The organism is Natronococcus amylolyticus DSM 10524 (assembly GCF_000337675.1).
GTDB classification, from domain to species: Archaea; Halobacteriota; Halobacteria; order Halobacteriales; family Natrialbaceae; genus Natronococcus; species Natronococcus amylolyticus.
Window position 1 is genome coordinate 82,059 of the sequence record NZ_AOIB01000016.1, and the last position, 26,457, is coordinate 108,515.

General features: G+C 65.1%; 28 protein-coding genes. 14 read left to right on the forward strand and 14 right to left on the reverse strand.

All coding sequences use genetic code 11. From position 1 onward, the window contains the following. Positions 1-130 precede the first annotated feature (130 nt). A complete protein-coding gene (gene hisG, locus C491_RS07515) occupies positions 131-988 on the forward strand; it encodes an ATP phosphoribosyltransferase (RefSeq protein ID WP_005554966.1) in 858 nt (285 codons plus the stop codon). Between the two features lie 100 nt (positions 989-1,088). Here hisG and C491_RS07520 read toward each other — a convergent pair whose 3' ends face one another. The 3 genes from C491_RS07520 to C491_RS07530 all read right to left on the reverse strand — a co-directional run bounded on the left by C491_RS07520 (position 1,089) and on the right by C491_RS07530 (position 4,076). Continuing rightward, positions 1,089-2,375: an outer membrane protein assembly factor BamB family protein gene (locus tag C491_RS07520; RefSeq protein ID WP_005554967.1), complete on the reverse strand. Its 1,287-nt coding sequence runs from the start codon at positions 2,373-2,375 to the stop codon at positions 1,089-1,091. Between the two features lie 435 nt (positions 2,376-2,810). Then, on the reverse strand, positions 2,811-3,203 hold the full coding sequence (locus C491_RS07525) for a DUF7344 domain-containing protein (protein ID WP_005554968.1): 393 nt from the start codon (positions 3,201-3,203) through the stop codon (positions 2,811-2,813). Positions 3,204-3,515: 312 nt separating this feature from the next. Next, positions 3,516-4,076, reverse strand: coding sequence for a TATA-box-binding protein (locus tag C491_RS07530; protein WP_005554970.1), 561 nt, complete (start codon positions 4,074-4,076; stop codon positions 3,516-3,518). A gap of 55 nt (positions 4,077-4,131) precedes the next feature. On the opposite strand from C491_RS07530, the gene C491_RS22915 reads away from it, so the two are divergent. From C491_RS22915 to C491_RS07540, 3 genes are all read left to right on the forward strand, one after another. Continuing rightward, a complete protein-coding gene (locus tag C491_RS22915) occupies positions 4,132-4,272 on the forward strand; it encodes a hypothetical protein (protein WP_160167145.1) in 141 nt (46 codons plus the stop codon). 6 nt (positions 4,273-4,278) lie between these two features. Continuing rightward, complete coding sequence (locus C491_RS07535; RefSeq protein ID WP_005554971.1) at positions 4,279-5,364, forward strand: RNA methylase; 1,086 nt, start codon at positions 4,279-4,281, stop codon at positions 5,362-5,364. Between the two features lie 85 nt (positions 5,365-5,449). Then, positions 5,450-5,872 carry a nucleoside 2-deoxyribosyltransferase gene (locus tag C491_RS07540; RefSeq protein WP_005554973.1) on the forward strand — a complete coding sequence of 141 codons (423 nt, stop codon included), beginning with the start codon at positions 5,450-5,452 and terminating at the stop codon, positions 5,870-5,872. A 78-nt stretch (positions 5,873-5,950) separates the two neighbouring features. Here C491_RS07540 and C491_RS07545 read toward each other — a convergent pair whose 3' ends face one another. Together C491_RS07545 and C491_RS07550 are read right to left on the reverse strand one after the other, a co-directional pair. Further along, a complete protein-coding gene (locus C491_RS07545) occupies positions 5,951-6,403 on the reverse strand; it encodes a RidA family protein (RefSeq protein WP_005554974.1) in 453 nt (150 codons plus the stop codon). Between the two features lie 68 nt (positions 6,404-6,471). Beyond that, positions 6,472-6,906 carry an acyl-CoA thioesterase gene (locus C491_RS07550; RefSeq protein WP_005554975.1) on the reverse strand — a complete coding sequence of 145 codons (435 nt, stop codon included), beginning with the start codon at positions 6,904-6,906 and terminating at the stop codon, positions 6,472-6,474. 88 nt (positions 6,907-6,994) lie between these two features. On the opposite strand from C491_RS07550, the gene C491_RS07555 reads away from it, so the two are divergent. After that, a complete protein-coding gene (locus tag C491_RS07555) occupies positions 6,995-7,573 on the forward strand; it encodes a hypothetical protein (RefSeq protein ID WP_005554976.1) in 579 nt (192 codons plus the stop codon). Here C491_RS07555 and C491_RS07560 read toward each other — a convergent pair whose 3' ends face one another. Together C491_RS07560 and C491_RS07565 are read right to left on the reverse strand one after the other, a co-directional pair. Then, complete coding sequence (locus C491_RS07560) at positions 7,574-8,578, reverse strand: AAA family ATPase (RefSeq protein WP_005554977.1); 1,005 nt, start codon at positions 8,576-8,578, stop codon at positions 7,574-7,576. Between the two features lie 51 nt (positions 8,579-8,629). Further along, positions 8,630-9,802, reverse strand: a complete 1,173-nt coding sequence (locus tag C491_RS07565) for a DUF7282 domain-containing protein (RefSeq protein WP_005554978.1) — start codon at positions 9,800-9,802, stop codon at positions 8,630-8,632. Between the two features lie 153 nt (positions 9,803-9,955). Here C491_RS07565 and rnz point away from each other — a divergent pair, with 153 nt between their 5' ends. The 4 genes from rnz (at position 9,956) to C491_RS07585 (ending at position 13,515) form a co-directional block, all read left to right on the forward strand. Then, the gene (gene rnz, locus C491_RS07570; RefSeq protein ID WP_005554979.1) at positions 9,956-10,882 is read left to right on the forward strand and encodes a ribonuclease Z; all 927 of its coding nucleotides are present in this window, start codon (positions 9,956-9,958) and stop codon (positions 10,880-10,882) included. Positions 10,883-10,968: 86 nt separating this feature from the next. Beyond that, a complete protein-coding gene (locus tag C491_RS07575) occupies positions 10,969-11,238 on the forward strand; it encodes a DUF7571 family protein (RefSeq protein ID WP_005554980.1) in 270 nt (89 codons plus the stop codon). A 348-nt stretch (positions 11,239-11,586) separates the two neighbouring features. Then, entirely contained in the window at positions 11,587-12,780 is a 1,194-nt protein-coding gene (locus C491_RS07580; protein WP_005554981.1) for a glutamate-cysteine ligase family protein, read from the forward strand. Between the two features lie 6 nt (positions 12,781-12,786). Beyond that, positions 12,787-13,515: a type 1 glutamine amidotransferase gene (locus tag C491_RS07585; protein WP_005554983.1), complete on the forward strand. Its 729-nt coding sequence runs from the start codon at positions 12,787-12,789 to the stop codon at positions 13,513-13,515. A gap of 34 nt (positions 13,516-13,549) precedes the next feature. On the opposite strand, the gene C491_RS07590 is transcribed toward C491_RS07585, so the two are convergent. Continuing rightward, positions 13,550-14,524 (reverse strand): aldo/keto reductase, encoded by a 975-nt coding sequence (locus C491_RS07590; RefSeq protein ID WP_005554984.1) that lies wholly within the window; start codon positions 14,522-14,524, stop codon positions 13,550-13,552. Between the two features lie 175 nt (positions 14,525-14,699). On the opposite strand from C491_RS07590, the gene C491_RS07595 reads away from it, so the two are divergent. From C491_RS07595 to C491_RS07605, 3 genes are read left to right on the forward strand one after another with little or no spacing between them, the layout of a single operon-like run. Next, entirely contained in the window at positions 14,700-15,320 is a 621-nt protein-coding gene (locus C491_RS07595; RefSeq protein ID WP_005554986.1) for a hypothetical protein, read from the forward strand. Further along, the gene (locus C491_RS07600; protein WP_005554987.1) at positions 15,317-16,561 is read left to right on the forward strand and encodes a DCC1-like thiol-disulfide oxidoreductase family protein; all 1,245 of its coding nucleotides are present in this window, start codon (positions 15,317-15,319) and stop codon (positions 16,559-16,561) included. The genes C491_RS07595 and C491_RS07600 overlap by 4 nt, the downstream gene beginning before the upstream one ends. A gap of 51 nt (positions 16,562-16,612) precedes the next feature. Beyond that, entirely contained in the window at positions 16,613-18,586 is a 1,974-nt protein-coding gene (locus C491_RS07605) for a DUF460 domain-containing protein (RefSeq protein ID WP_005554988.1), read from the forward strand. Positions 18,587-18,625: 39 nt separating this feature from the next. On the opposite strand, the gene C491_RS07610 is transcribed toward C491_RS07605, so the two are convergent. Continuing rightward, positions 18,626-18,805 carry a DUF7470 family protein gene (locus C491_RS07610; RefSeq protein WP_005554989.1) on the reverse strand — a complete coding sequence of 60 codons (180 nt, stop codon included), beginning with the start codon at positions 18,803-18,805 and terminating at the stop codon, positions 18,626-18,628. A 124-nt stretch (positions 18,806-18,929) separates the two neighbouring features. On the opposite strand from C491_RS07610, the gene eif1A reads away from it, so the two are divergent. Further along, positions 18,930-19,220, forward strand: a complete 291-nt coding sequence (gene eif1A / locus C491_RS07615; protein WP_005554990.1) for a translation initiation factor eIF-1A — start codon at positions 18,930-18,932, stop codon at positions 19,218-19,220. A 99-nt stretch (positions 19,221-19,319) separates the two neighbouring features. On the opposite strand, the gene C491_RS07620 is transcribed toward eif1A, so the two are convergent. The 5 genes from C491_RS07620 to C491_RS07640 form a co-directional block, all read right to left on the reverse strand. Further along, positions 19,320-19,601, reverse strand: a complete 282-nt coding sequence (locus tag C491_RS07620) for a hypothetical protein (RefSeq protein ID WP_005554991.1) — start codon at positions 19,599-19,601, stop codon at positions 19,320-19,322. Between the two features lie 423 nt (positions 19,602-20,024). Continuing rightward, entirely contained in the window at positions 20,025-21,137 is a 1,113-nt protein-coding gene (locus tag C491_RS07625; RefSeq protein ID WP_005554992.1) for a pyridoxal-phosphate-dependent aminotransferase family protein, read from the reverse strand. A 347-nt stretch (positions 21,138-21,484) separates the two neighbouring features. Next, the gene (locus C491_RS07630) at positions 21,485-22,510 is read right to left on the reverse strand and encodes a DMT family transporter (protein WP_005554993.1); all 1,026 of its coding nucleotides are present in this window, start codon (positions 22,508-22,510) and stop codon (positions 21,485-21,487) included. A gap of 405 nt (positions 22,511-22,915) precedes the next feature. After that, the gene (locus tag C491_RS07635) at positions 22,916-23,644 is read right to left on the reverse strand and encodes a twin-arginine translocation signal domain-containing protein (RefSeq protein ID WP_049891573.1); all 729 of its coding nucleotides are present in this window, start codon (positions 23,642-23,644) and stop codon (positions 22,916-22,918) included. 127 nt (positions 23,645-23,771) lie between these two features. Beyond that, on the reverse strand, positions 23,772-25,004 hold the full coding sequence (locus C491_RS07640; protein ID WP_005554995.1) for an MFS transporter: 1,233 nt from the start codon (positions 25,002-25,004) through the stop codon (positions 23,772-23,774). 112 nt (positions 25,005-25,116) lie between these two features. Here C491_RS07640 and C491_RS07645 point away from each other — a divergent pair, with 112 nt between their 5' ends. Continuing rightward, the gene (locus C491_RS07645; RefSeq protein WP_005554996.1) at positions 25,117-26,457 is read left to right on the forward strand and encodes an O-acetylhomoserine aminocarboxypropyltransferase/cysteine synthase family protein; all 1,341 of its coding nucleotides are present in this window, start codon (positions 25,117-25,119) and stop codon (positions 26,455-26,457) included.

Genomic DNA, 26,457 nt, shown 5'->3' on the forward strand with positions numbered 1-26,457 from the left:
TGATCGTTTTGGCTGTTGTCACCGCTAGATACGCGACGGCGCGATCCACTGGCACGGTTCGACGCGGGAAAACGGTCTCGTCGGCGTCACATGGAAAAGCAGTTCCCTCCCGACCCCGAACCGCTGGTAAATGCGAATCGCCGTTCCCAACAAGGGCCGCCTGCACGAGCCGACGATCGACCTCTTAGAGCGGGCGGGGCTGCACCTCGAGAACGGTGCCGAACGGAAGCTGTACGCGGACACCGTCGACCCCGACGTCTCGGTGCTGTTCGCCCGCGCGGCCGACATCCCCGAGTACGTCACCGACGGCGCGGCCGAGATGGGAGTGACGGGCTACGACCAGGTCCGCGAGGCCGGCGTCGACACCGTCGCCGAACTGCTCGACCTCGAGTTCGGTCGCTGCCGGCTCGTCCTCGCCGCCCCTGAGGACGGCGACATCGAAACCGTCGCGGATCTGGCGGGCAAGACCGTCGCCACCGAGTTCCCCAATATTACCCGCGAGTTCTTTGCCGACACCGGCGTTGAGCCCGACATCGTCGAGGTCTCAGGCGCGACCGAGCTCACCCCCCACGTCGAGATGGCGGATGCCATCGTCGATATCACGAGCACGGGGACGACCCTGAAGATGAACCGGCTGGCGATCGTCGAGGAGGTGCTCTCGAGCTCCGTTCGGCTGTTCGCCCGCGAGGACGTCGTCGACGATCCGAAGGTCGGCGAGGTACGGACGGCGCTGTCGTCGGTCAAACACGCCGAGGGGAAACGCTACCTGATGATGAACGTCCCCGAGGACCGGCTCGCGGACGTCCGCGAGGTGATCCCAGGTCTCGGCGGGCCGACGATCATGGACATCGCGGACGACGACGGCGACGGGATGCTGGCGGTCCACGCCGTCGTCGACGAGCGGGACGTCTTCGAGACGATCACCGACGTCAAGCAGGCCGGCGCCAGCGACATTCTCGTCACCGAGATCGAACGACTCGTCGAGTAGGGGCTCGGACGAGGGTGTATTCGACGGATCGGCTAGGGAGATCGTATCGACGTCACCGCGGACGGAGATGGCGAGCCGCTCCTCCTGTGGATCACGACCCCTACTCGAAGGCGACGATCCCCTCGGTGGTGGCGACGAGACAGGCGCCCTCGGCGAGCGAGATCGATCGCGCGTAGCCGTCGAGGTCGTGAGTTTCGAGGACCGATCCGCTCGACAGATCGAGGAGCTGGAGTTCGTCCAGCACGGGAAGAAACACCGTTTCTCCGGCCACTGCCGCCGAACGAATGTGTACGTCCTCTTCCGCTTCCGGCTCGAAGCTCCACCGTTCGCTCCCCGTCGTCGGATCGAGCGCGTGCAGACTGTCCGAGCGGTCTGTTCCATCCGACTCGACAACCACCAGCACGTCGCTCGAAAAAGCGATCGGCTCGAGTCCGGGCGGAATGTAGTTTCGCCCGCCTTCGGCGGGCATCTCGGGAGGTGTCTCCGGCGTCACCCAGTCCGTTTCACCGGTCACTGCGTCGAGGGCGATCGACATCCCGCCGTACGTTCGAAAGAAGAGCCGATCGGTCCCGGCGACGATCCGACCGTACCTGGCGTCGACGATGTCGTCCTCGTCCGGGTGAAAGTAATCGGAGACGTCAAATTTCCACTGTTGCTCGCCCGTCCTCGCATCGAGCGCAATGATTTTACCGTCCGTACCGGTGTCCACGACGACCGTCTCACCGGCGTGGATGGCACCCGAACGGAGGTTGGACGCGACGCTCTCCCGCCAGCACTCCTCACCGGTCCGAGCGTCGATCGCGATCAGCGCGGGGGAATCCCGGAAGACGAGCAACCCCGCACCGAACACCGGTACGACGTGTCCACTGGCGACGCCGCTCGTCCATCGCTCGCTCCCGTCGGCCGTGGCCAGCGCTCTCGAAACCGTTTCTCCGCTTGCCCTATCCTGTCCGAGAAAGAGCGAATCGCCGCCCGCCAGAAGCGGGAGGCTGTACCCCGAGGGGGAGACGGGCTTCGCCCACTGTTCTTCGCCGGTCGACAGTTCGTACGATCTGACGAACTCCGCCGACGGTGTTTCCGGGGCGACGAAAACGGAGCCGTTGATCGCGAGGGGTTGTTCCGGGTTCTGGAGACGGATACGCCACCGCTCTGACAGTCCGCTCGCGGGTGCGCGTCCGGACGGAACGGCTCGAGTGTTTCCGCCGTCGTAGCCGGGAAGGGGCCAGTCGGTCGGCGAAGTATCCAGCGGCGTGGGATTACAGTCGTCACCGCGTACGTATCCCGACCCGTACGCGTACCCACCGAGTGCGCCGACACCCAGACAGGAGCCACAAACGGCCAGAAGCTGGCGCCTGGTGAGGGTTCGACCGTGATCGGTGGAGAACACGCCACTTGTTTATCATAGAAAATAAATAAGTCTTGTCGAATTATTACTCGAGATCGTCTACAGAAATACAGCGAGAGTGCCTCGGAGCTTAACCCCGAGCGAAACTAGTAAGATATATTATGGGTCTTATCGTATTGGAGAATACAGTTGCGAGGAAATGCGACATCTCTCGAAACCCTGCTACGGCGGACAAGACGGGTGTTGTCGGGCGGGGTGGAGCCGCCGGCCCTCACGGACGCAGCGGGCGTTCGGGTGTGAATTCCAGCTGATCCCATCTCGGGAAGGTCGAGGGGAATTAAATTCGCCTGCGACGGCACGGCCAGTTTGGCGTGCGGTCAAGACGGTGAAGCCGCGGGAGTTGTCCCCGCGGTACTTCACGCTTCCGCCGATCGTGGGTTCGCGAGAAGCGCGAGACCGATTGGCCAACCTCTTCGATCACCAGGGTCGCTCGAGGTCGACGTCCTCGAGCAGCGACTCGAACTCGGAGAGGTTCGCCGCGGGGGAGACCAGCCCGCGCTCGCGGTCGTACTCGACGATTCCGTAGCGCTCGAGCAGCGGGAGGTGGGTGCGACACAGCGCGACGTGGACCCGCTGGCGCAGTTCGTGGATCGTCGTCAGGGCGGTCGTCTCGTCCTCGGTGTCGGCCAGCCAGCCGACGAGGCGCTGGACCGTGATCGGTTCGTCGGAGGCGAGCAGGTACCTGAGCACCTCGCGCCGACGATCGTTCGCCAGCACACGACCGAACTCTCCCCGGGAGATGGCGCGGAGGTGGACGCTTTCGCCACTGAACCCCTCGGAGACGGCCGTTCGGTCCGGATGGATCGTCATCGTCGGTAGAGACTCAGGGATCCCGAATAAACGCGGTCGGTCGTTTCGAACCGTCAGCGCCGGTTCAGATCAGTCTCTGCGATCCAAAGCGGAATGAACGGTCTTCAACTCGCACGAACGATCGGATCGAACCCGTCGCTCGTGGATATGTAGGAGTTAAACCGGGATTACCGGTCCGCTCGCGGCGATCGATGGGTGGGTTGTGTTGGCCGGTGGTTCGAACAGACGGCCTTCGGCAACGTCGGAGTGAACGGTCAGTACGAACGGTTCTCTGTCGGGAGTGTCGCTCGCGAGAATCGGTTTCGGAACGCGTTACTCGAGCAGGCCGAGGTCCTCGAGGCGCGAGACGATCTTGTCGACGGCGTGTTCGGCGTCCTTGGGCTTCTTCCCGCCGGTGATGACGAGTTTGCCGGAGCCGAACAGCAGGGCGACGACCTCCGGTTCGTCGAGCCGGTAGACGAGACCGGGGAACTGCTCTGGCTCGTACTCGATGTTCTCGAGACCCAGCCCGATCGCGATCGCGTTCAGGTTGAGGTTGCGTCCGAGGTCCGCGCTCGTCACGATGTTCTGGACGACGATCTCGGGGTCCTCGTTGACCTGGATCTGGAGCTCCCGGAGCTTGTCGAAGACGATACGGAGACTCTCGTGGACGTCGTCGGTGCTTTTCGCACCGGTACAGACGATCTTCCCGGAACGGAAGATCAGCGCAGCGGACTTGGGATTTTGCGTGCGGTAGACGAGACCGGGAAACTGCTCGGGGTCGTAGTCGGCCCCCTCGAGGTCCATCGCGACGCTCTGCAGATCGAGCTCCTGTCCGATGCCGGTCGACGCCACCACGTTTTCGATGTTGATGGTGTCCTTCGGATCCGTCATAAGTCGCTTAAAAAGACGTATTTAAGGTTTATAAAGGTTGGTACCGGCACCTGATATGTCCGGTTTATATCGATCGGTTCGAAACCGGGATCAGTGTCGCTCGGCCGTCTTCTACCGGTTCGACGGCAATCGTGTGATCGTCACTCGAACGCTGGCCGACGAAAACGGTACCCTGATACTCGAGCCCGAGCGATGATCCGACGTGTACTTCCTCGAGCTCGGTGGCGAGGACGACGCGTTCGCAATCCGCGAGGCCGAAAGCGCCGCGGCCGACGTCCGCTCGGTTGCGCCCGGCCTCGCCGTTGCGAACACCGTCGTTCCCGAGCGCGTCCACGGACTGGCCTACACGCACCGCGCGAGCGCGCTGCTGGGCCGGACCGACGCCGACCTCGCCAGTGCGACGGTGTTGCTCGAGGCCGCTCCGATCGACCGGTCGGGAACGGTCGCGGTGCGCGCGACCGACGTCCACGGCTCGACGGGCGTCGCGACCGACCGCGCGGAGCGCGAACTCGGTCAGGTCCTGGTCGACCGCGGCTTCGAGGTCGACCTCGAGGATCCGGATCACATCCTGCGGGTGGCGTTCTCCGAGGGGCGACTCGAGTGTGACGAAAACGGGCGAGGCGACCTTCTCTCGGCCCCCGACGACGAGGGCGACGAACCGCGAGGCGAGCGGGTTTCGGTCTGTGCGCTCGGCTGGCTCGCGGCCGAGAGCGTCCGTGACTTCGGTACGCGTGCGCCCACCGACAAACCGTTCTTCCAGCCCGGAAGCATGGATCCGCTGCTGGCCCGCGCGGTCGCGAACGTCGCCGGCGCCCGACCCGGCGCGACAATTCTGGACCCGATGTGTGGCACGGGCGGCGTGCTGGTCGAGGCGGGGCTGGTCGGCGCCGACGTCGTCGGCACCGACGCCCAGGCGAAGATGGCCCGCGGTGCGCGGACGAACCTCGAGCACTTCCTCGAGCCCGACGAGCCGTCGCCGACGGGCGCCGAGCGCGGTTCGTGGCACGTCGGTCGCGGCGACGCCACTCGGTTGCCGATCGCCGACGACGCGGTCGACGGCGTCGTCTTCGATGCCCCCTACGGTCGCCAGTCGAAGATCGATACTCACCGCCTCGAGGACCTCGTTTCCGGCGCGCTCGCCGAAACTCGGCGGGTCGCCTCTCGGGCCGTCGTCGTCGCGGACCGCTCGTGGGCCGCGGAAGCTCGCGAGGCCGGCTGGGAGCTCGAGGCCGCGTTCGAACGCCGCGTCCACCGGTCGCTGACGCGGTACGTGTTGGTGCTCGAGTGACGGCCGTTCGAGACCGGTCGACCCGTTTCGATCCCGACGAGTCACGATAGGAGACTGTTAAGACCCGATACCGCCACGGTCCCGTATGGAGATCTTCTTCAGCGGCTCCATCCGCGGCGGTCGGGACGACGTCGATCTGTACGCCGAACTTATCGGCCTCCTCGAGCAGCACGGGACGGTCCTCACCGAACACGTTGGGATCGAGGACGTCGAAACGAAAGAGCGCGAGGCGGGACTGACCGACGTCGACATCCACGACCAGGACGTCGCCTGGCTCCAGCAGGCCGACATCGTGGTTGCCGAGGTGACGACGCCGAGTCTCGGCGTCGGCTACGAACTCGGGCGGGCCGTCGCTTGGGAGATGCCCGTGCTCGCGCTCAACCGCCCGGAGAGCAAACACGAGCTGTCGGCGATGGTACGGGGCAACGACGCCATCGAGGTGGCCGAGTACCGAACCGTAGCGGAGGTCGAGCCCGTTCTCGAGGCGTTCTTCGAGCGAACTCGTTGAAAGCGCACTCGGTTTTCCAGCCCGTGGTCGGATTGTAAATCGATGAGCGGTTTCCGATCACGAAGACTGATGCGTCGGTTAGATGTCGACGTCCTCGGGGTCTATGGTCTCGACGTCCCATTCGTCGTCGGGAATCTCCGCGATCAACTCGATCTCGACCAACGCGTCGCCGAGCAATGACGACACTCCGATCATCGTACTCGCAGGGTAGTGCGGTCGCTCGAAGAACTCGGATCTGACCTCGTGGAGCGCCACCTGTCCCTCTCGGGAGAGTTCATCCTCACGGACGTACCAGCGGGATTCGACCACGTCGTTGATGCCGCCGCCGAACGCTGCTAGGCCCTCTTCGAAGTACTCGAGGACCGTCCGCGCCTGCTCGCGGAGGGCCCCCTCTTCGTGGGTGTTGCCCGAAAAGACGACGCGCTGGTACCCGCCGTGTTCGGTTGCGACAGCGTAGCTCATCTGTGGTTCGTCCGCACTGTCCGAGTCGAGCTCACCTAGCAAGCCGGGGAGGAGCGCGATCTTTTTCACGCCGATGGAATTGTCGTTGAAATCGTATAATTGTGCTTACTATCAGAGTGACTCACCACTGGACCGATTCAGTCGGCTTTCAGCGCTCGTTCTTGCAACTGCTTGCCCTTCTCGCTCTCGACGGAGAGTTCAGGGACCGGCACCGACTTCCCCTCGCTATCGATCGCGACGAACGTAAAGGAGGACTCGGTCGTCTTCTCGACCTCGCCGGTGCGCGGTTCCTCGCGCCAGGCCCGCAACGCGACGTGGACGCTCGTGCGGCCCGCGTCGTAGACGTAGGCCTCGACCAGCGCGATGTCGCCGATCCTGATCGGGCGCTTGAAATCGAGTTCGTTTACGCGCGCAGTGACGCAGGTTTCGCCCGCGAAGCGCATCGCCGACATCGCGCCGATCTCGTCGAGCCACTTCATCAGGTTTCCGCCGTGCAGCGTGTTGTTGTTGTTCGCGTGGTTCGGCTGGACACGGAACCGGTTCTCGATGCGAGTGTCGAGCAGTGTCGGCATGCTCGAGGGGTACGCGACGGGACGAATAAACCCGTCCGAAACGGGACGCTACAGGCACATTTTTGACAGTTCCATTGGGTCAGTCCGTATGGATCGCGGAACACCGGCTCCGCCGTGGCCCCGCTGGTTTCGGTTCCTGTGTTACGGGCTGGTCGCGGTAATCGTCCTCGGGATGACCTACCGAACCCTCGAGGGCGCGACGTCGACTCGAGCGGCGCTGCAGGGAGTCGGCGGAATCGCCGTCCTGTGTCTCTTGCTCGGCTATCTCTACGTCTCGAAGACGCGGTGGCGCGATCGAAACGCGCTGTCCGGGCTGGCATTGCTTGCCTGTCTCGCCATCACCGTCGGGATCCTGGCGGCGTTCGCGCCAGACAGCCAGTGGCTGGACCGCGAGCTCGTCGTCGGGTTCGGTGCCGGGGCCCTGCTCGCGCTCGCACTGATCCTCTCGCGCTTTATCTCCCTCTCGGGACGGGTCTTCGGCGTCGTCGTTTCGGCCGTCGGCATCGGAATTATCGGACTGTATACCGCTGGACACTGGGAGGCGACGGGACGACGGAACCCGTTCGTTGCGGGAGCGATCTGTCTGCTTGTCGGACTCCTGTACGTGATCAAACCGGACGCGATGGCCGAACTCGAGCGCCAGGCACGAGACCGGGAGGCCGACTGATCAGGCGTCCCGTCCCAGTTCTGCGAGCAGGTGCGAGACGTGGATCCGGTCGCTCGTTCCCTCGTGCATCTCGAACTCGACGTCGGCGGCGAGTCGGTGGGTACGGGCGAGCTTCTCGCCCTGGTAGCGTTTTCGTGCGATCTCGAGAACGAGATCCAGTACTTCCTCGCCGTCGAGTCCCTCGTCGACGAGCAGGTCGTCCAGGGTCTTCCGCGCGTCCGTGAAGTCGCCGCGTTCGGCGTCGTCAAGCATCCCCTCGACCTCGTCCTCGAGGCCGACCTCGCCGATCGTCTCGTAGGCTGCGCTCATCGTCAGCTCGCCCGCGTCCTCGACGGTCGTCTGGGCTGCGAGGATCGCCTGTCGCAGGTTGCCGTTCGCGTAGCCGGCGACGAACTCGAGGCCCTCGTCGTCGTAGTCGACCCCCTCCGCGTCGACGATCCGTTCCAGCACCGCGACGGTCTCCTCGCTGGTCGGCGCCCGCACCGAGACGGGAAAACACCGCGAGCGAATCGGTGGGATGAGCTTCGTCGGCTGGCGGGTTGCGATGATAAACTGTGTCGTCCGGTGGTGTTGTTCCATGATCCGGCGAAGCGCCTGCTGGAAGTCCTCGCGGACGTCCTCGGCGTTGTCGAGCAGAATCGTCTTGTACTCGCCGGTGACTGGTGCGTAGCTCGCGGACTCCTTGAGCACGCGGTTGATCATGTCGCGTTTGGACATCGACGACCGACCGGTCAGAAAGGAGGCGAAGCGAGGGTCGTTCTTGATCTCCGTCTTGGTTCGCCCGAAGAAGTCGGCGACGTTGATCTCGACCAGGTCGTTGTCGGGGTCCTCGTGCGCTTCTCGAGCGAGCGCGCGCGCCGCTGCGGTCTTACCGCTGCCGGGCGGTCCCTGCAGGACGAGGTTCAGCGGCTCCTCGACGGCTCGCTCTAGGTACTCGCGAGCGTCGTCCTGTGGCAACTCGGCCAGCTCCGGGGCGTGGGTGTCGGTCCACAGCGGCGCGTCCATCGCTCGTCGGTAGGGGAGAGGGCGGTAAGAATCGGTCGGTTGGACGCCGTGTTACTCGTCGTCGCCGTCGTCCTCGTCGTCGCTGTCGTCCTCGTCGTCGCTGTCGTCCTCGGTATCATCGTCGTCATCCTCGTCGTCCGACTCGTCTTCGGCTTCGACGTCGGCGATAGTGAACGTCTCCTCGACTGGTTCGCCGTCGTGCTCGAGCGGCTCCGCCGAGTCGACGTCGTCGGGCTCGCCCTCGTAGACGACGGCCGTGAGCTCGTCGTCTTCGTCGACGCTGACGTCGTCGTCGAACGCGACGCTGACGTTCTCGTGTTCGCCGGCCTCGAGTTCGTCGCTGGTTCCGAGCACCTCGTCGTCGTCCTCGATCGCCACGAACCCGTCCTCGGGCGTGGCGACGTCGACGGTCACCCCGTCGGTATCGGCGTCGACGACCGCAACCGACGGATCGGTGTGGAACTCGAGGTCGATCTCGCCGACCTCGCCGTCGTCGTCGGTGTAGACGCCGATCGACTGGGTTCCGGGCGGCGTCCCGCTCAGGTCGACCTCGAAGCTGATCTCGCGGTCCTCGCCGCCGTCGAGCTCGAGGATCTGCCGCTCGAGGACGGTTCCGTTCAGCCGGAACTCGACGACCTGTTGCTGGTCGAACTCCGTCGGGTTTCGAACCTCCGCGACGACTCCGATCGTCTCGTTGGTCGTCGCCGACTCTGGCGCGGTCATCGATTCGACGACGAACGAGTCCGAGACCGCCTCCTCGTCGTCCGGGGTCACCGATGCGGTGTCGCTAACCGGGTAGCCGTCATCGAGGTAGGGCTGGTCCTCCTCGCCCTCGGTCTCGTAGTACGTGAACGTCTCGTCGCCGGTGGTATCCTGATGGACCGTTGCGGTCAACTGACCGACGAGATCGGTCTCGTTCTCCTCGCTCTCGACGGTGACGTTTTCGTGCGTTCCGTCCTCGAGGTACGTCGAGATGGCGAGTGATTCGTCGCCCGCGCCGGTGATGACGACGAAGCCGCCGTCCGAGAGCGTAACCTCGTCGATAGTGACGCTCACGCCGTCGCTCTCCTGATCCTCGAACGCGATCGAGGCCGATGGATCGTCGTCGACGCCGAAGATGACGGGGGCCTGACCAACGACGATACCGGCCGCGAGGACCACTGTGATCGCAATCAGGATGGCGGCAACTCGTTTGATAGTTCCGAACGTCGGTCTCGAACTCATTTGGGGATGGTGTTGTTCGACACGTTAGAGCTACAGGAACGTAAAACGCACAGTCCGTTCGCCGCGCCGGAACGGTCCGATCGCCGTTCGCGTACGAATCGGTTGGCGTTGGATCCGAAGGCGGTTTAGTCTCAGCGCGTCGAACACGCAGTGATGCCACTGCGCGTGACGTTTCTGGGGACCGGCGGGGCCGTTCCGACGACCGAGCGGAATCCGAGCGGGATCTTCGTCGCCCGCGAGGGCGAGGGGCTGCTGTTCGACGCCGCCGAGGGGACCCAGCGCCAGATGATGCGATTCGGGACGGGGTTTTCGATCGCCCACATCTTCGTCACGCACCTCCACGGAGATCACGTCCTGGGGATTCCCGGCCTGATCCAGACGATGGACTTCAACGACCGCGAGGACGCCCTGGCGATCCACGGCCCCCGAGGTACCCGACGCGAACTCGAGTCGCTGGTCCATGCACTCGGCAACCGCCCCTCGTTTCCCGTGCGGATCAGCGAGGTCGGAGACGGCGACGTCGCCTACCGTGCCGACGAGTTCGAGGTGCGAGCGTTCGCGACCGACCACGACACTCGGTCGGTCGGCTACGCGCTCGTCGAGGACGACCGCAAGGGACGATTCGACCGCGAGCGCGCCGAGGAGCTCGGCGTTCCCGTCGGACCGAAGTTCTCGAGACTCCACGAGGGCGAATCCGTCGAGCTCGAGGACGGCACCGTCGTCGACCCCGAACAGGTCGTCGGCGACCCCCGCCCCGGTCGCGCCATCGTCTACACCGGCGACACCCGACCGACGGCTGCGACGATCGAGGCCGCCGACGATCCCGACCTGCTGATCCACGACGCGACGTTCGCGGACGACCGCGCCGACCGCGCCGCCGACACCGCCCACTCGACGGCGCGTCAGGCCGCCGAGATCGCCAATAGGGCCGGCGCGAAGCGGCTGGCGCTGATGCACCTCTCGTCGCGGTACGCCGGCGACGTTTCGGCTCACCTCGAGGAGGCCCGCGAGGTCTTCTCGGGCGAAGTCTTCGTCCCTGACGACGGCGAGACGCTCGAACTCGAGTACCCGGACGTCTGAGCGGAGCTGGCCGTCGGGAACCGTCCCGTCCTGCGATCAGCCGACAAAGCTTTGTGGTACTGTTACACAGTGACAAGGGTATCGATATGCAACCGTGTCAGAACTGTCAGGCGGTCATCGACGAGTACACCCTGGACAAACAACTCGAGACCCTGCGCGGACTCACGGTCGACGATTTCAACGTCTGTGCGGACTGCACAACGGTCGCACCCGAGGCCTGCGTGGAGTGCAGCGGCGCGGTCTACGTTCCCCGAAGCGAAGTCTCGACGCCGGACTACTGTCCGGCCTGCCGATCCGATCGGATCAAGCGCACGGGACGGGATCCCGGCTGGACCGTCGAGACGACCTCCTCCTGAACGGCTTCTGGTGCCGCGGCCCGTTCTGTGTGGCCTCTGACTATTGTAAGTAGTGGAGTAACGCAGCGGACAACCGTGAAAGTGCCGACTTTGTCTGGGAAAACTGGCCATTAGATCAATGTATAAGGCATATCTATACTGTGTGTACACAACGGTTATTACGCAGGATCAGTTCTCGAGCATGTGAGAAGTACGCACAGACGTCCTGACCGGGGTGCCGGCCCGCCGATTTGCCGCTGGCTAAGAGACGGAGCGGACGGTTCGATCGGTCTGGGCTCGGCTACCTGGATGCAGCACCGACCGATGCGACGCGGCGATCGAACGAGACGCCTCTTCCAGGGTTGAGAGATGGCTGTCCCACTCGATACCGAAACCGAATCCACGAACGAGGGCGGACCGATCCGACGAAGCGTCGAGATCGAGTACTGGGTGATCGACGAGCGCGGCCGACTGACCGAACCCGGAGACCTCCTCGACGCATCCCCGGGCGTCGAACGGGAGTTCGTCGCGCCGCTGCTCGAGATCAAGACGACCCCGTGTGAGTCGACGGACGAACTCCGCGACGAGCTGTTCGGTCGGCTGGGTCGCGTTCTCCGTCGGGCCGAGGACCGAGGCAAGCGGCTCGTCCCGCTTGCCACTCCGATACACTGCGGTCCGATCGAGGACCGTCCGAACGAGCGCACGAGGATTCAGGACCGCGTCCTCGGCGAGAACTTCGAGTACGTCCGACACTGTGCCGGAACACACGTTCATATCGAACAGCAGCCCGGACGCGAAATCGACCAGTTGAACACGCTCGTCGCACTCGATCCCGCGCTGGCGCTGGTCAACTCCTCGCCGTTCTTTCGCGGGACGAAGCTGGCCACCGATGCGAGATCGCAGCTGTATCGTCGGCTGGCCTACGCTGCCCTCCCCAATCAGGGGGAGCTGTGGCCGTACGTTCCCGACAGGGAAGCGTGGGCGAGGCGCGTCGACCGCTGCTACGAGGCGTTCCTGACCGAGGCCGTGATCGCCGGTTTCGACCGGGAGTACGTCCAGTCCCACTTCGAGCCGGAGGGAACAGCCTGGACGCCGGTCAAACTTCGCGATCGGTTCTCGACGGTCGAGTGGCGCTCACCCGACACCGCCCTTCCGAGTCAGGTCGTTCGACTCGCCGACGAAATCACCGATATCGTCGAGCACGCTACCGACGTCGGCGTCCGTATCGAGGGAGAGACCGGCCACGTGAGGAACGACTCGGTCGTTCTTCCGGAGTTCGAGGCGCTGGAATCGTACGTCGACGCCGCCATCCGGGACGGGCTGTCGTCTGGTCCGGTCCGATCGTATCTGGAACGGATGGGGTTTGACGTGGCGGCGTACGACCCGCTCTCGTCCGAACTCCTCTCGGTGGCGGAGCCGACGAGCTCCGAGGCGCGGGCGCTCCGCCTCCGGTATGCGGACCGCCTCGAGCAGGATTTGTCTCGGGGCGCTCCTTCGACGGCGAGCGACGGGCAAGCGCATCCGAGCAGGGACGAGAGTTCGTTTCGGCCCAACTCCCGGTGAGAACGGATGGGAGAGATACAACTCGCACTGTTGAACGCGGCTCACGAGGCGACCGATACACGACGAAACTTCCGCCGGGAGCTCGACGCCGAGCTGACGGAGTTTCACTGCCCGTCCGGCGAGTTTCCCGACGACTTCCGCTACGACGGGTTCGTTGTCACCGGTTCGCGAGCGTCGGTCTACTGGGACCGGGAGTGGATCGGCCGGCTGAAGACCTGGACTGGCGATGCGATCCGGGCCGGGTTGCCGGCGCTCGGCGTCTGTTACGGGCACCAGCTCCTCGCGGACGTGATGGGCGGCCGCGTCAAAGCCATGGGCGAGTACGAGATCGGGTACCGGACGGTCGAACAGGACGGTGCGAATCGCCTTCTCGAGGGCGTCGACCGAACGATGACTGTCTTTACTACCCACTCCGACCACGTCTGCGAGGAGCCGCCGGGTGCGACGGTGTTCGCGAGAAACGAGTACGGGATCCACGGTTTCCGAAAGGATCGCGTCTTCGCCGTGCAGTTCCATCCGGAGTACGACATGGAGATGGCCGAATCGGTCACCGCGGGAAAGTCCGATCAACTCACCGAGGAGCGTATCGACGCGGTTCTCGAGGGGATCGACGCCGGAAACTACGACGCGGCCTGCGAGGCAAAACGGCTGTTCGATAACTTCCTCGCGTACGTCGAAGAGATCCAGGCGAAACGACTCGCAGCGGACGGCGGACCGAACGAGCCGTCCCGCTGACTGCGACCGGCGGGGTGCCATCGGGGGTGTCGATTCAGTCGTGCCCGTAGACCGGCACCGGCTCGTACGGCTCCTCGAGGTACTCGACGTCCGAGTCGGAGAGCGAAATCTCGAGCGCCTCCACGGCCTCCTCCAGGTGCTTGACGCTCGAGGTGCCGACGATCGGCGCGGTCGTATTGTCGTTCTCGAACTGCCAGGCCAGCGCAATCTGGGCCATCGTGACGCCGCGGTCGTCGGCGAGTTCTCCCACCCGTTCGTTGATCGCCTCGCTTGCCGGGAACTCGTGGTAGGGGACGCCCGCGTTCTCGACCTCGTGGTCTGCCCGCGTCGTCGTCCGAAACTCCTCGTGTGGTCGGGCGAGGTAGCCAGCGCCGAGGGGGCTCCAGGGCATCGTGGCGACGTCGTACTTCCGGCAAACGGGGAACATCTCGCGTTCCTCCTCGCGGTAGGCCAGGTGGTAGAGGTTTTGCATGGTCTCGAACGGGGCCAGTCCCTCCCGTTCGCTCACCCGCCGGGCCTCGAGGAACTGGTGGGCCCACATCGAGGACGCCCCGAGGTGACGGACCTGCCCGCGGCGGACGGCGTCGTCGAGCGCGCGCATCGTCGTCTCGATCGGCGTGTCGTAATCCCAGCGGTGGATCTGGTAGAGGTCGAGGGTGTCCAGCCCGAGACGGTCGAGGGAGGCTTCGAGCTCCTGCTCGATCGTCTTCCGTGAGAGCCCCTCGGCGTTTCGGTGGTCGTTCGCGCCCGGAAACCGGACCTTCGAGGCGACGACGAACTCGTCGCGGTCGTAGTCGGCCAGCACGTCGCCGAGGATCGCCTCGCTCTCGCCCGCCGAGTAGACGTTCGCCGTGTCGAAGAAGTTGATCCCCAGGTCGATCGCCTGCTCGAGGAGTTCCCGTCCCTCCTCCTCGTCCAACATCCAGTCCTGACCGCTGCCGAAGCTCATACAGCCGAGACAGATCTTGCTCACGGTCGTCCCGGTCGAGCCGAGCGTCGTGTACTCCATCGAACCGATCGATGGCCGTCGCGTCCAAATACCTACCGCTACCGAACTTTCGTTATCTCTCCTCCCTCTAAAATTCACGTAACAGGGCGTCAGTCCCCAGAAAACCTATATATTTCGTTCCGATAGAACGCTACAGTGATCCGTCCTGTTGGGTGCGTTATCTAACGTCACGGCCGTGCTCTTCCCCGCCGTGTACGTGCTGTTCTTTCTGGGGACGGTCGGAATCCTCGCGTTCGCTCGCCGTCGATACGCTCGAGAGGTCTGGCTCGCGGGGTTCTTTACGACGCTGCTGGCCGTCACGCTGGTCGGTATGCCGCTGCTTCCGGTCGTCGACATGCACAAGTTCGCTCAACCGTCCGAGGAGGAAGAGACCTACTACGAGATTCGGATGGTCGACGCGTCGGGCGAGGAACTCTGGTTCGACGACCGCTCGACGCCGCCGACGACGGGTACCCGAACGTCGACGGTCGCCGGTCAGATGGCCGACGAGTACACCGACGACCAGCGCCTCGAGATGGGCGAGTTCTACCTCGAAAACGCCAAGGAACACCGGCAGGCGGTCGAGTCCGGCGACCGGTCGGTCACCGATCGGCTGCAGCCGCCGCGGTACGTCGACGACCGCGCATGGACCGCCGCGGAGCTCGAGGGCTACGAGTCGTTCGAGGCGATCCGGATCTACGAGCGCACGGTGATCTACAGCGACGACAACACGGCGGTCGAATCGAACGAGGAGCGACCTCGGGTGACGATCGATCCGACCGACGGAACCGTCACCGAACACGAGGAGAGCCGATGAGCGCGTTCGTCAACTACGTCGCCGACGACGGCCGTGCCTCGCCGCTCAACCTCGCCGTCGTCCGCGTGTTGCTCGGGATGTACGTCATCTGGCGCGTGCTCTCGCTCGAGTGGGCGGCCTACGGGGAGTGGCCGGACTTCCACGTCGACGAGACGATCGGCTTCCTCCACCAGGATCTCTTCTTTGCGCTGTTGCCCTACCAGCAGTGGGTCGTCGCCGCGTTGCTAGTGCTGTTCGTCGTCGGCTACCGGACCCGCTGGACCGGCGGCCTCGCGAGTCTCCTGTTGATGCACATGCTTTCGGTCAAGGCGACGATCTACCTGGCCGGAACCGTCGAGTCGCTGTTCGTCTGCTCGTACCTGATCCTCATGTTCGCGCTGTTCGCCGAGGACGACCGGCTGTCGGTCGACGCGCTCCGCAGGACCGGCGACCGCTCGCTCGAGGAACTGAACGCCGTCCTGACCGACGAGAGAAACCGGGTCTACAGGATGCGCGCGCTCAAGTGGGGACTGCTCGCGGTCGCGATCATCTACGTCGGTTCGGCCTGGGGGAAGGCGCTGAACGGCCCGCTCGAGATCTGGCTCTCGGGTGCCGAACTCCAGCGGGATATCCTCTTCAATCGCGAGATAGCCGGCGTGGAGCGACCTATGGGGATGCCGCTTGTCGAAAACGAGCTCCTGGCGTGGGTTGGCTTCGTCGGCACTGCCGTGGTTCAGGTGTCGCTGTTCGTCGCCGCGGTTCTCGGCCTCTCGGTGACGCTTCCGATCCTCGGGATAATCGGGTTCCACGTCTCGGTGATCCTCACCCTGGGGCTGTACTTCATCGACATGATCCTCGTCCTCTCGCTGTTTGCCGCCTGGGATCTTGCCTATCGGCGACTCGCGGCTGACGCGGACGACGAGGCGACGGTTGTGTACGACGATCGCTGTCACGCGTGTGCCCGCGTGCTCGTCCCCTTCGCCCACCTCGACGGCACCGACTCGGTTCGGTTCGTTCCGCGATCCGACGCCCCCGCCGAGCTGGCCGATCGCGACGCGGCACTGACCCTCTCAGACGACGGGGAGATCTCCGAGGGGTACGAGGCGTTCCGTCGACTGATCGGGAAGTTTCGGCTGCTGGCGCCCATCACGTGGCTGATGGGCGTGTCGCCCCTTCGAACGGTCGGAACCCGTGCCTACGACCGTGTCGTTCCCGATCGTCGTCGATATCGCTCGGACGCGCCGGAACCCGACAGCTCCTGAGGATCCGTTCCCCGCGTCGGATTTATACCCGGGTCGACCCTATGGCCCGCCGTGAGCACGCGAACGAGTGCGCTCGACGCGGTCGTCTTCGGCGTCGACGTTCAGAGCGGCGACGTACGCGGCGACGCGCCGTCGTACGCCCTGGTCGTCTACGACGGCGAGGACGTCAGCCGGGACGTCGTCACGCACCGGAAACTCAGACGGTTGATCGACGACGAGGAGCCGGCCATCGTCGCCACCGACAACATGTACGAGCTCGCGGCGGACAAGGATCAGCTGATCCACTTCCTGGGTTCGCTGCCCGCCGGGACGAAGCTCGTTCAGGTGACGGGCGCCGAACAGCCCGAGCCGCTCTCTCGCGTCGCGAAACGCCACGGGATCCCCTACGGCAAACAGCCGATGAAGGAGGCCGAGGCCGCGGCTCGGCTGGCGGCCCACAACGTCGGCCACGAGGTCTCGGCGTTTACCGATACGACGACGGTCAAGGTCTCGAGGGGCCGCTCGACCGGCAGCGGCGGCTGGAGCGAGGACCGGTTCACCCGTCGCATCCACGGCTCGGTCAAGAAGCGAGCCCGCGAGGTCGAGTCCGAACTCGAGGACGCGAACCTCGAGTTCGAGCGCGACGTCCGGGAGGCCTACGGCGGCTTCGCAAACGCCGTCTTCACCGTCGAGGCCCGCCCGCAGGACATTCCGGTCTCGCGGAACCGGGCGGGCGACGTCCGGGTCGAGATCGAACGCGAGCGCCGCGACGGGATCGAGTTCCGCCCGCTGGCCAAACGCCGGGACCACGTCGTCGTCGGCATCGATCCAGGGACGACGACCGCAGCCGCGATCGTCTCGCTCGAGGGCGAGGTACTGGACGTCTGGAGCTCGCGAACGAGCGACACCGCGGACGTGATCGAGTGGATCGTCGAACGGGGTCGGCCGATCGTCGTGGCCGCGGACGTGACGCCGATACCCGAGACGGTCGAGAAGTTCCGCCGGAGCTTCGACGCCGCGGGCTGGGTTCCCGACAGCGATCTGCCGGTCGACGAGAAACAACACCGGACTCGCGAACAGCCCTACGACGACGACCACCAGCGCGACGCGATGGCGGCCGCGCTGTTCGCCGTCGACGCCCACGAGGACCAGTTCGAGCGCATCGCCGAGCGGATCCCGCCGGGGATCGACCGCGGCGAGGTCACGGCCCGGGTCGTCGCCGGCGAGGAGAGCGTCGAGGCCGTCCTGACAGACCTGACCGAGGACGACGGCGGCGAGGAGGAGTCGACCGAGCACGAGCCCCGCGAGCTGACCGAGGAGGAACGAGAGATCAAGGACCTGAAGAAACGGGTCGAACGGCTTCAGTCCCACGTCGGCACCCTCGAGGACCGACTCGAGGAGAAAGACGACCGCATCCACGAACTCGAGAACAGCCTCAGCGGCGCCCGCCGCCAGGAGCGAAAGGAGGTCCGCAGGGATCGGGAGGTCTCGAGGCTCGACCGTAAGGCCGACCGGCTCGAGCGCGAGCGCGACGAGGCCCGCGCGGAAGTCGAGGAGCTCGAGGGGAAAGTCGAGCGCATGAAGGCGCTCTGGAAGCTTGACCACTCGAACTTCAGCGATGTCTCCGCGAAGAAGGAGGGGCTCGTTCCGGTCAAGGTCGTCGAGAAGTTCACCAAGGGAGCGATCCGCGAGGCCGACGAGCAGTACGGTATCGCCGCCGGCGACGTCGTCCACCTTCGGGATGCCAGCGGCGCGGGTCGCTCGACTGCGGAGCTGCTCGCGGGGTTCGACCCGCGAGTCGTGCTAAAGGAGGGTGGGCTCTCCGACGTGGCCGACGAGATCCTCTTCGAGGCCGAGATCCCGGTCGGTCCGGCCGACGACGTCGCGATGCAGGAGGTCGACGAGCTCGCGGTTGCCCGCGAGGAGGACGTCGAGGCCGCCATCGACGACTGGCACGACCGCGCCGAGGAGCGCACCCGCGATCGGAAGGCGGAGATGGTCGATCAGGTCATCAGCGAACATCGGGCGGGCGACAACGAGGTATGACCGCACCCCGGCTCGAGGCGGGGTCGATGAGCCGACCGTTCACATCATGCCGAACTGCCGGAACACGCTCGAGACGAGCGCCTTTACGGCCAGGCCGATCCCGAGGAGGATGAGCGCCAGTCCCGCGGCGACCAGGAGACTCTCGTAGGCGATAACGGCGAGACCGACCAGCAAGAGCGCGATACCGGCGATTCCGAGCGGACCGAGATGCCTCAGCATACGCTGGACTGGTCAGGGCAGAGAGATAAACGACGTGGTTCGTCACGGGTACAGACCGACAGCCGGGGCGATTCGACCGGGAAATCGATAAAGGATTAAACCGATCGAACGCGAAGCCCGCGATATGAGCGACGACGGTGACGGCGGTCGGAACGACCTTCGGATGCCCGACGACGACGAGGTGTTCGCGACCGTGACCAACATGCTCGGAGCGAACCGCGTCAAGGTACGGTGTGCCGACGGAACCGAACGGACCGCACGAATCCCCGGAAAGATGCAAAAGCGCATCTGGATCCGCGAGGACGACGTCGTCCTCGTCGATCCCTGGGACTGGCAGGACGAGAAGGCCGACATCACCTGGCGCTACGAGAAGAGCGAGGCCGATCAGCTCCGGCGCGAAGGTCACATCCAGTAGGTTCGTTTTTGCGCTTCGTTCGCGTGCTCCTCGAGCGTCACAGCGACGGCGTCATTTCGCTTACGTTCTTCGGGACCGACAGTCAGCAAAATAGCGGCGTTATCGGGCGTCGACGCGGATTTCGACGGTGCCGATACCGGGCACCTCGAGTTCGGTCATCCGGCCGTGGAGCTCGCGAGCCAGCGCCGGCGCTCCGAGTCGGAAGACCAGTGCTGCGGCCGCAACGGCGCCGACGGCGGCAGCGACGGTTAGCGGGTAGCTGATCGCGACGAGCAGCCCCATCGCCGCGAGGACGAAGAGGAGCCCGCCGCCGATCGAACCCGACCTCGCGGTTCGTTCTCGAGTCGATGCGGCCGACTGGGGATGGAAGTATCGCGTCATGAGTGGTTTCGGTTCGAAGTACACACTCGACGCTTATAACCCTTCACCCTTCTGGTACTTTTAGATATGTGCTATCATGTGACATTCGGTGATTTCGTGTCGTGATGGCCTACAGAACCACGTAACGAGTACCATGATACCCTCTCTCTGTATCTCGAAATAGTTACAAATCGTGCCGGAACGATCATGTGGAACCGCCGATTCGGTCGATCGACGTCGGACGAACGGCGCGATCGCTCGAGAGACTCGAGTCTCCAAACTCGAGTCGAAACGAGGGTGGAAAACGAGGTCGTGGATCAGAACGGTCGATCGATCGTGACGTGGCCGACGAGCGACCGGCGATTCGGACGGGCTGCTGTGACTGCGTACCGGAGCCCCCGCGGGACGGCTCGCGATCTCGGACCCGACGTACGGACGTCCGTCTTAGAGGTCGGCGACGTCCTCGATGGCGTCGGTCAGCGCCTCGATGCTCCCGACGTCGTGTTCGCCCATATGGCCGATGCGGAACGTCTTCTCCCCGAGCTGTGAGCCGTAGCCGTTCGAGAAGGCGAAATCGTACTTCTCGCTGACGGTTTCGATGGTCTCGGCGACGTCGATCCCCTGCGTGTTCTCGATACAGCTCACCGTCTGGGACTCGTAGCCCTCCTCGGGGAACATCCCGAAGTGGTCGCGGGCCCACTCGCGGGTGTACTCGGCCATTTCGCGGTGTCGCTCGTCGCGGGCCTCGTGACCCTCCTCGAGCATGTGTTTCATCTGTTTGCGGTAGGCGAGCATGATCGGAATCGCCGGCGTGGAGTGGGTCTGGCCCTTCCGGTCGTAGTAGTCGATCGTTCGCTGGAAGCCGCCGTACCACGAGGCCGACCCCTTCTCGAGTTCGCGCTCGTAGGCGTCGTCGCTGACGGCACAGATCGCCAGCCCGGGCGGCATCGCGAACGCCTTCTGGGAGGACGCGAAGATGACGTCGACGTTGTGCTCGTCGATATCGACGTAGTCCCCGCCCAGCGACGACACCGCGTCGACGACGAAGTAGGTGTCCGGATACTCGGCGACGACGTCGCCGATCTCCTCGATCGGGTTCCGAACGCCCGTCGAGGACTCGTTCATCACGCAGGCGACGACGTCGTAGTCGGTGTCGCTCGCCTCGAGAGCCTCCCGGATATCCTCGGGCTTGACCGCCTGCCCCCACTCGTACTCGAGTCGGTCGACGTTCTTGCCGAGGCGCTCGGCGACGTTGGCGTGGCGCTCGCTGAAGCTCCCGCAGGTCGCGACGAGGATGTTCTCGTCGACGAGGTTGAGCGTCGAGGCCTCCCAGAACTCGGTTCCCGAAGCGGTGAGAACGACGACGTCGTTGTCGGTGCCGAGGAACTCCCTCGTGTCCTCGACGATCGTCGTGTAGAGGTCGGTCATCCGGTCCATGCGGTGGCCGAACATCGGCTCGCACATCGCCTCGAGGACGTCCTCGCGCACCTCGGTCGGGCCGGGAATGTACAGCGTCTTGTCGGGATAGTCGTCTCCGTATTCGCGTTTTTCGGTCACGTAACCACCTGAGTACGGTTCACTGGGTCGCGAGGCGGTATGGTAGTTGTGGATGGCACAGGACGGGAGGGCTCGTCGTCTCGACGACGCTACCGATGCATCGTCTCACTGGTCGACCCAGCCGTAGTCCCGCGTCTCGTCGCCGGCGACCGTCTCGAGGACGTGGTCGAACTTCGCGTAGAAGAGTACCAGCCGATCAGTCCGAACGCCGGGAGGAACACGGCCGTTCCGACGTCGCCGACGTCCGAACCGACGAGCGCACGGTAGCAAAAGCGGTCGTCATCTGGCCCGATCGTTCGAGCCGCGGCACACGTCTTGTCGTGTGCCGAACGGTCGATCGTCGCCGATCAGTCCGCCGACCGCGCCTGGCCGGCGTAGCTGTCGGTACCCGCGACGTAGACGTTGCCGTCGACGACGATGTCGCCGGCCCTGGCCGCCGCGGCCGCGGGCCGGGTCGGCCCGTAGCCGACCACGGGGGCACCGAGCCTCCAGAGCGCGCCGATCTTACAGAGCGCGAAGCCGGCGATGATCAGCGCGAAGCCGGTGATCGTCGTGAGCGTGATCGTCTCGCCGAGCAGCGCCCAGCCGACGAGCGCCGCGATGACGGGCGAGGCGTAGTTGACGAGGCTGAGTTCGCTCGCGCCGACGCGCTCGAGCAGGACGAAGTACGCCAGGAAGCCGCCCGCGGTGGAGACGACCGCGAGATACGCAAGTGCCGCGGCCGTCTCGGCCGTCAGTGCGGCTCGGAGTCCGGCCGCGCTCTCGCCGGGGTGGGCGAAACTCAGCGTGTGAAGCATGGCGGCGCCGACGGCCATCGCCCACGTCTGGAGCGGGAGCAGCGGGAGCGTCCCTCGTGTGCGTTCGGTTAGCACCGAGCCGATCGCGAACACGAGCGCCGAGCCGAACAGGAGGGCGACGCCGACGACCTGTCCGTCGAGGGAGCCACCCGACAGCGCGATCATGACGACGCCGGCCAGTCCGAGCCCGAGCCCGACGACTGCCGGCGCTCGGATCCGCTCACGGGGTAACAACGCCAGCGCGAGCGGGGGCGTCACGATCGGCGTCAGGCTGAGCACGATCGCCGCGACCGCGCTCGAGACGTACGACTGACCGAGGAACATGAGCCCGTAGTGGCCGCCGACGATGAGTCCGCCGGAGATGATGATCGTAACCCAGTCCGCCCTGGTTCGCGGTCGCCACTCGTAGCCGAGCGCGGCGATGGCCGCGACGAACAGGAGGACCGCGCCGTCGAGTCGGAGCGCGGCGAAGAGGATCGGCGGCAGCGTTTCCAGGCCGACCTCGACCGCGCCGAAGGCGGTCCCCCAGGCGACCGCGAGCGCAACGAAGAGGAAGATATCTCGCTGTGAAGTCATTTTAACACGAAATGGCCTGGGGGGATTTGTATTTTGATATTCGGAAGTAGAGTGGTGCTACGTACTGAATTCGGAGAGAATTGCTAGCTATGAACACGGGCAGAACAGTGTATGTTAGTAACTGAGACGGAACGAATTTCCGGCACGAACGCTGGCGGCATCGACTCGGGAGACGGAGTCCACTCTGCGGGTGTGCCGACGGTCGTCCTCGATATTAGTTAGAAACGCCGAGTAGCGAAACAAACGACCGTAGCCGGTTGCCGCTCGAGACCTGAGCACGACCGACGACGCCAACGTTCGGACCGTCGTGCTTCGAACCGCTGTGCGGTCGCTCGAGGGAGCTACCGCTCCGTCGTCGTCGGTGCCGCAAAAATGGATGAATCGTCGCGCGAGAGAACGAGGGAGTTACTCGTCGTCTTCGTCTTCGTCGTCGAGGAGTTCGTCGTCGTCTTCCTCGTCGTCAGCACCGTTCTCGTCGTCGTCGAGGTCGTCGTCCTCGTCGTCGACACCGTTCTCTTCGTCGTCACCGTTCTCCTCATCGTCGACGCCGTTCTCGTCGTCGCCGTTCTCGTCGTCGACACCGTTCTCTTCGTCGTCGCCGTTCTCCTCGTCATCCTCTTCCTCGTCGTCGGCGCCGTTCTCGCCTTCCTCGATCTCGAAGGCGCCGCGCATCGCGTTTTCGTGGGGACGGCAGACGTACTCGTACATCTCGTCGCTGGCCTCGAACTCGAGGAACTGGTCGTCGCCACCTTCCTCGTCGTTGTCGGTCTCGAGGTCGTCGACGACGTCGTCGTCCTCGTCGACGATCTCGATGTTGTGGGCCGTACCGTCGCCCTCTTCCCAGCCGATCTCGTACTCCTCGCCTTCCTCGAGGATCAGCGTGGGGTTCTCCTCGCCTTCGATGTCCTCGGGCTCCTCGCCCTCCCAGCCGGCGGAGTCGCCGTAGAGGACGATGCGCTCGCCGGGCTCGATCTCGACGCCGTCGCCGTTGGCGCCGTTCTCGCCGTTCTCGTCGTCGTCGCCGTTTTCGTCGTCGTCGCCGTTGTCACCACAGCCTGCAACGAGCGTTGTCGCAGCCGCAGCACCCGTGACCTTCATCGCGGTCCGTCGCGAAATGCCGTTATCTCGTGTCATCACCGATGGGTTGGAACCGAGTACATAAAAATGGCAACCCTCCATCCGAGCGTCGCCATGGGGTCTCATACCACGGTTTACGGTAATATCGGCTGGACTGATTTATGCTCGAAATCAAAGATGTTCGTCAGTCGTCGCTACCGTCGCTCGCACGAAACGGCTCGCTTCGATCGACCGACAGTCGCAAGAAGAGCGGGACGGCGACGAGTGCGATCAGGATTTCGAGGCCGCCGACGGCGAGAAACGCCGAGCCGTAGCCGTAGCTGCCGGCGATGGTCCCGCCGATCAGGAATCCGCCGAGAAAGCCGAGGCTCCCGGCGAGGTTGAAGCCGGCCATCGCAATTCCGCGCTCGCGCTCGTGTGCGATGTCGGTGACCAGCGCCATCGTCGCCGGCGAGACCAGCGCGCCGAGGACGCCGACGGCGACCATCGCGGCGGCGGCGGTCGCGACCGTCGGCGCGGCGCCGACCGCGAGGATGCCGACCCCGTAACACAGCGAACCGACGACGATCGGAATCGTTCGACCGATCCGATCCGAGAGCACACCCATCGGGTACTGTAGCAGGGCGAAGGGAGCAAAGAAACACGCAAGCATGAGTCCGGTCGTCCCGGGGCCCAGCCCGAACGCGTCCTGGAAGTACAGGGTTCCGACGAGCGCGAAGAAGCCGGCCGTCAGCCGATCGACGAACCCGAACGCGTAGGGGATCGTCAGGGTCGGTCGCCGACGGACGCCCTCGACGAGGGCTCGAGCGGATCGTCGACTCCCGCCGGTTCTGTCGGGGGCGAACGAGACCAGCGCGCCGACACAGACGAGCAGGGCGGACGCGACGACCAGCGGCGCCAGCGGGTTGAGTTCCGTCAGCTGTCCGCCAACGGGAGCGCCGAGGGCGGCTCCGAGCCCGATCGCGATCCCGGCTGCGCCCATGTTGCGGCCGTGACCGCCCTCGAGGTCCATCAGCATCGTCATCGTCAGTGAGAACGCACCGATCGTCATCGCTCCCTGGAAGAGCCGAAGGACGAGCACGCCCTCGAACGGGACGCCACCGAGGAGGGGTGCGGCGGCGAGGGCGGCGTAGCCGACCGCGCCGGCCAGCGCGCCGGCGACGATGAACGGACGACGACGGCCTACCGCGTCGCTTGCGAGCCCCCAGACCCCGACGAAGGCGACGTAGGCCGCGAACTCGCTCACCAGGAACCACATGCTCGCGTCCAGCGGACTCTCGGCGAACGGCGAGGCTGTCGCCTCGGCGCCGAGCGTCTCGACGAGCGTCGCGACGCCGGGGTAGAGCAGCAGCTGCGAGAACAGCACCGCGAAGACGACCGCCGCGAGGAGGATCCGATCGCGGTCACTCGAGTGCACGACCTCCGGTTGGCGCTCGTCGCCTAAGAAGCCGTTCGTCCGGACCGTTCGGCCCTGCGGTTTTTGCCGTTACTGGGACGCATATGAACGTGGAGAAGTATGCGTACTAAACATGAGTGACGACGCGAGCGACGGGCGCAGCGATCGGGAGGGCTGTCGATTCGGGACGCGGAGCGTCCACGCCGGCCAGTCGGCGGATCCCGCGACGGGCGCGATGGCACCGCCGCTCTACCAGACGACCTCTTACGTTTTCGACGACGCCGACGCCGCCGCGGAGCTGTACGCCCTCGAGGGCGAGGGGTACATCTACTCGCGGATCGCCAACCCCACGGTACGGGTGCTCGAGGACCGTTTGACCTCGCTCGAGGGGGGAGCGGGCTCGGTCGCGACCGGCAGCGGGATGGCCGCCCTCGACTCAGCGGTGTTGATCCTCGCCGAGGCGGGTGACAACGTCGTCTGTTCGACGGACACCTACGGTGGGACGACGGCGTACTTCTCGAAGACCGCCACCCGTCGGGACATCGAGACCAGGTTCGTCTCGACGCTCGAGTACGACGAGTACGAGGAGGCGATCGACGAGGACACCGCGTTCGTCCACGTCGAGACCGTCGGCAACCCCTCGCTGGTGACGCCCGACTTCGAACGGGTCGCCGAGATCGCCCACGAAAACGGCGTTCCGCTCGTCGTCGACAACACGTTCGCGACGCCGGCGCTGTGTCGACCCCTGGAACACGGCGCCGACGTCGTCTGGGAGTCGACGACGAAGTGGCTCCACGGCTCCGGAACGACGGTCGGCGGAATCCTCGTCGACGGCGGCTCGTTCCCCTGGGGAGAACACGGGTACGACGAGATCGCCGGCCAGAACCACGCCTACCACGACGTCGACTTCTCGCGGGACTTCTCCGAGGCCCCCTTCGCCGCGGCCGCACGATATCGTTCGCTGCGAAGCCTGGGCAACCAGCAGTCGCCGTTCGACGCCTGGCAGACCCTGCAGGGCCTCGAGAGCCTATCCCTCCGGGTCGAGAAACACTGTGAGAACGCGGCGATCGTCGCCGACTACCTGAACGAACACGAGGACGTCGCCTGGGTCACCTACCCGGGACTCGAGTCGCACCCGACCCACGACAACGCCTCCCGCTACCTTTCCGACTACGGCGGGATGATCGCGTTCGGGCTCGAGGGCTCGGGCGAGCGCGGCGGGTACGAGGCGGGCAAGACGTTCTGCGAGAACGTCGAGGTTGCCCAGTTCCTCGCGAACATCGGCGACGCGAAGACGCTGGTCATTCATCCCGCGAGCACGACCCACGGTCAGCTCACTCCCGAGGAACAGGAAGAGGCCGGCGTCACGCCGGATCTCGTCCGGATGTCCGTCGGGATCGAGGATCCCGAAGACATCCTCGCCGATCTTGACGGAGCGATCGACGAAGCTACACGCGCCGGCGACGAGGGATAA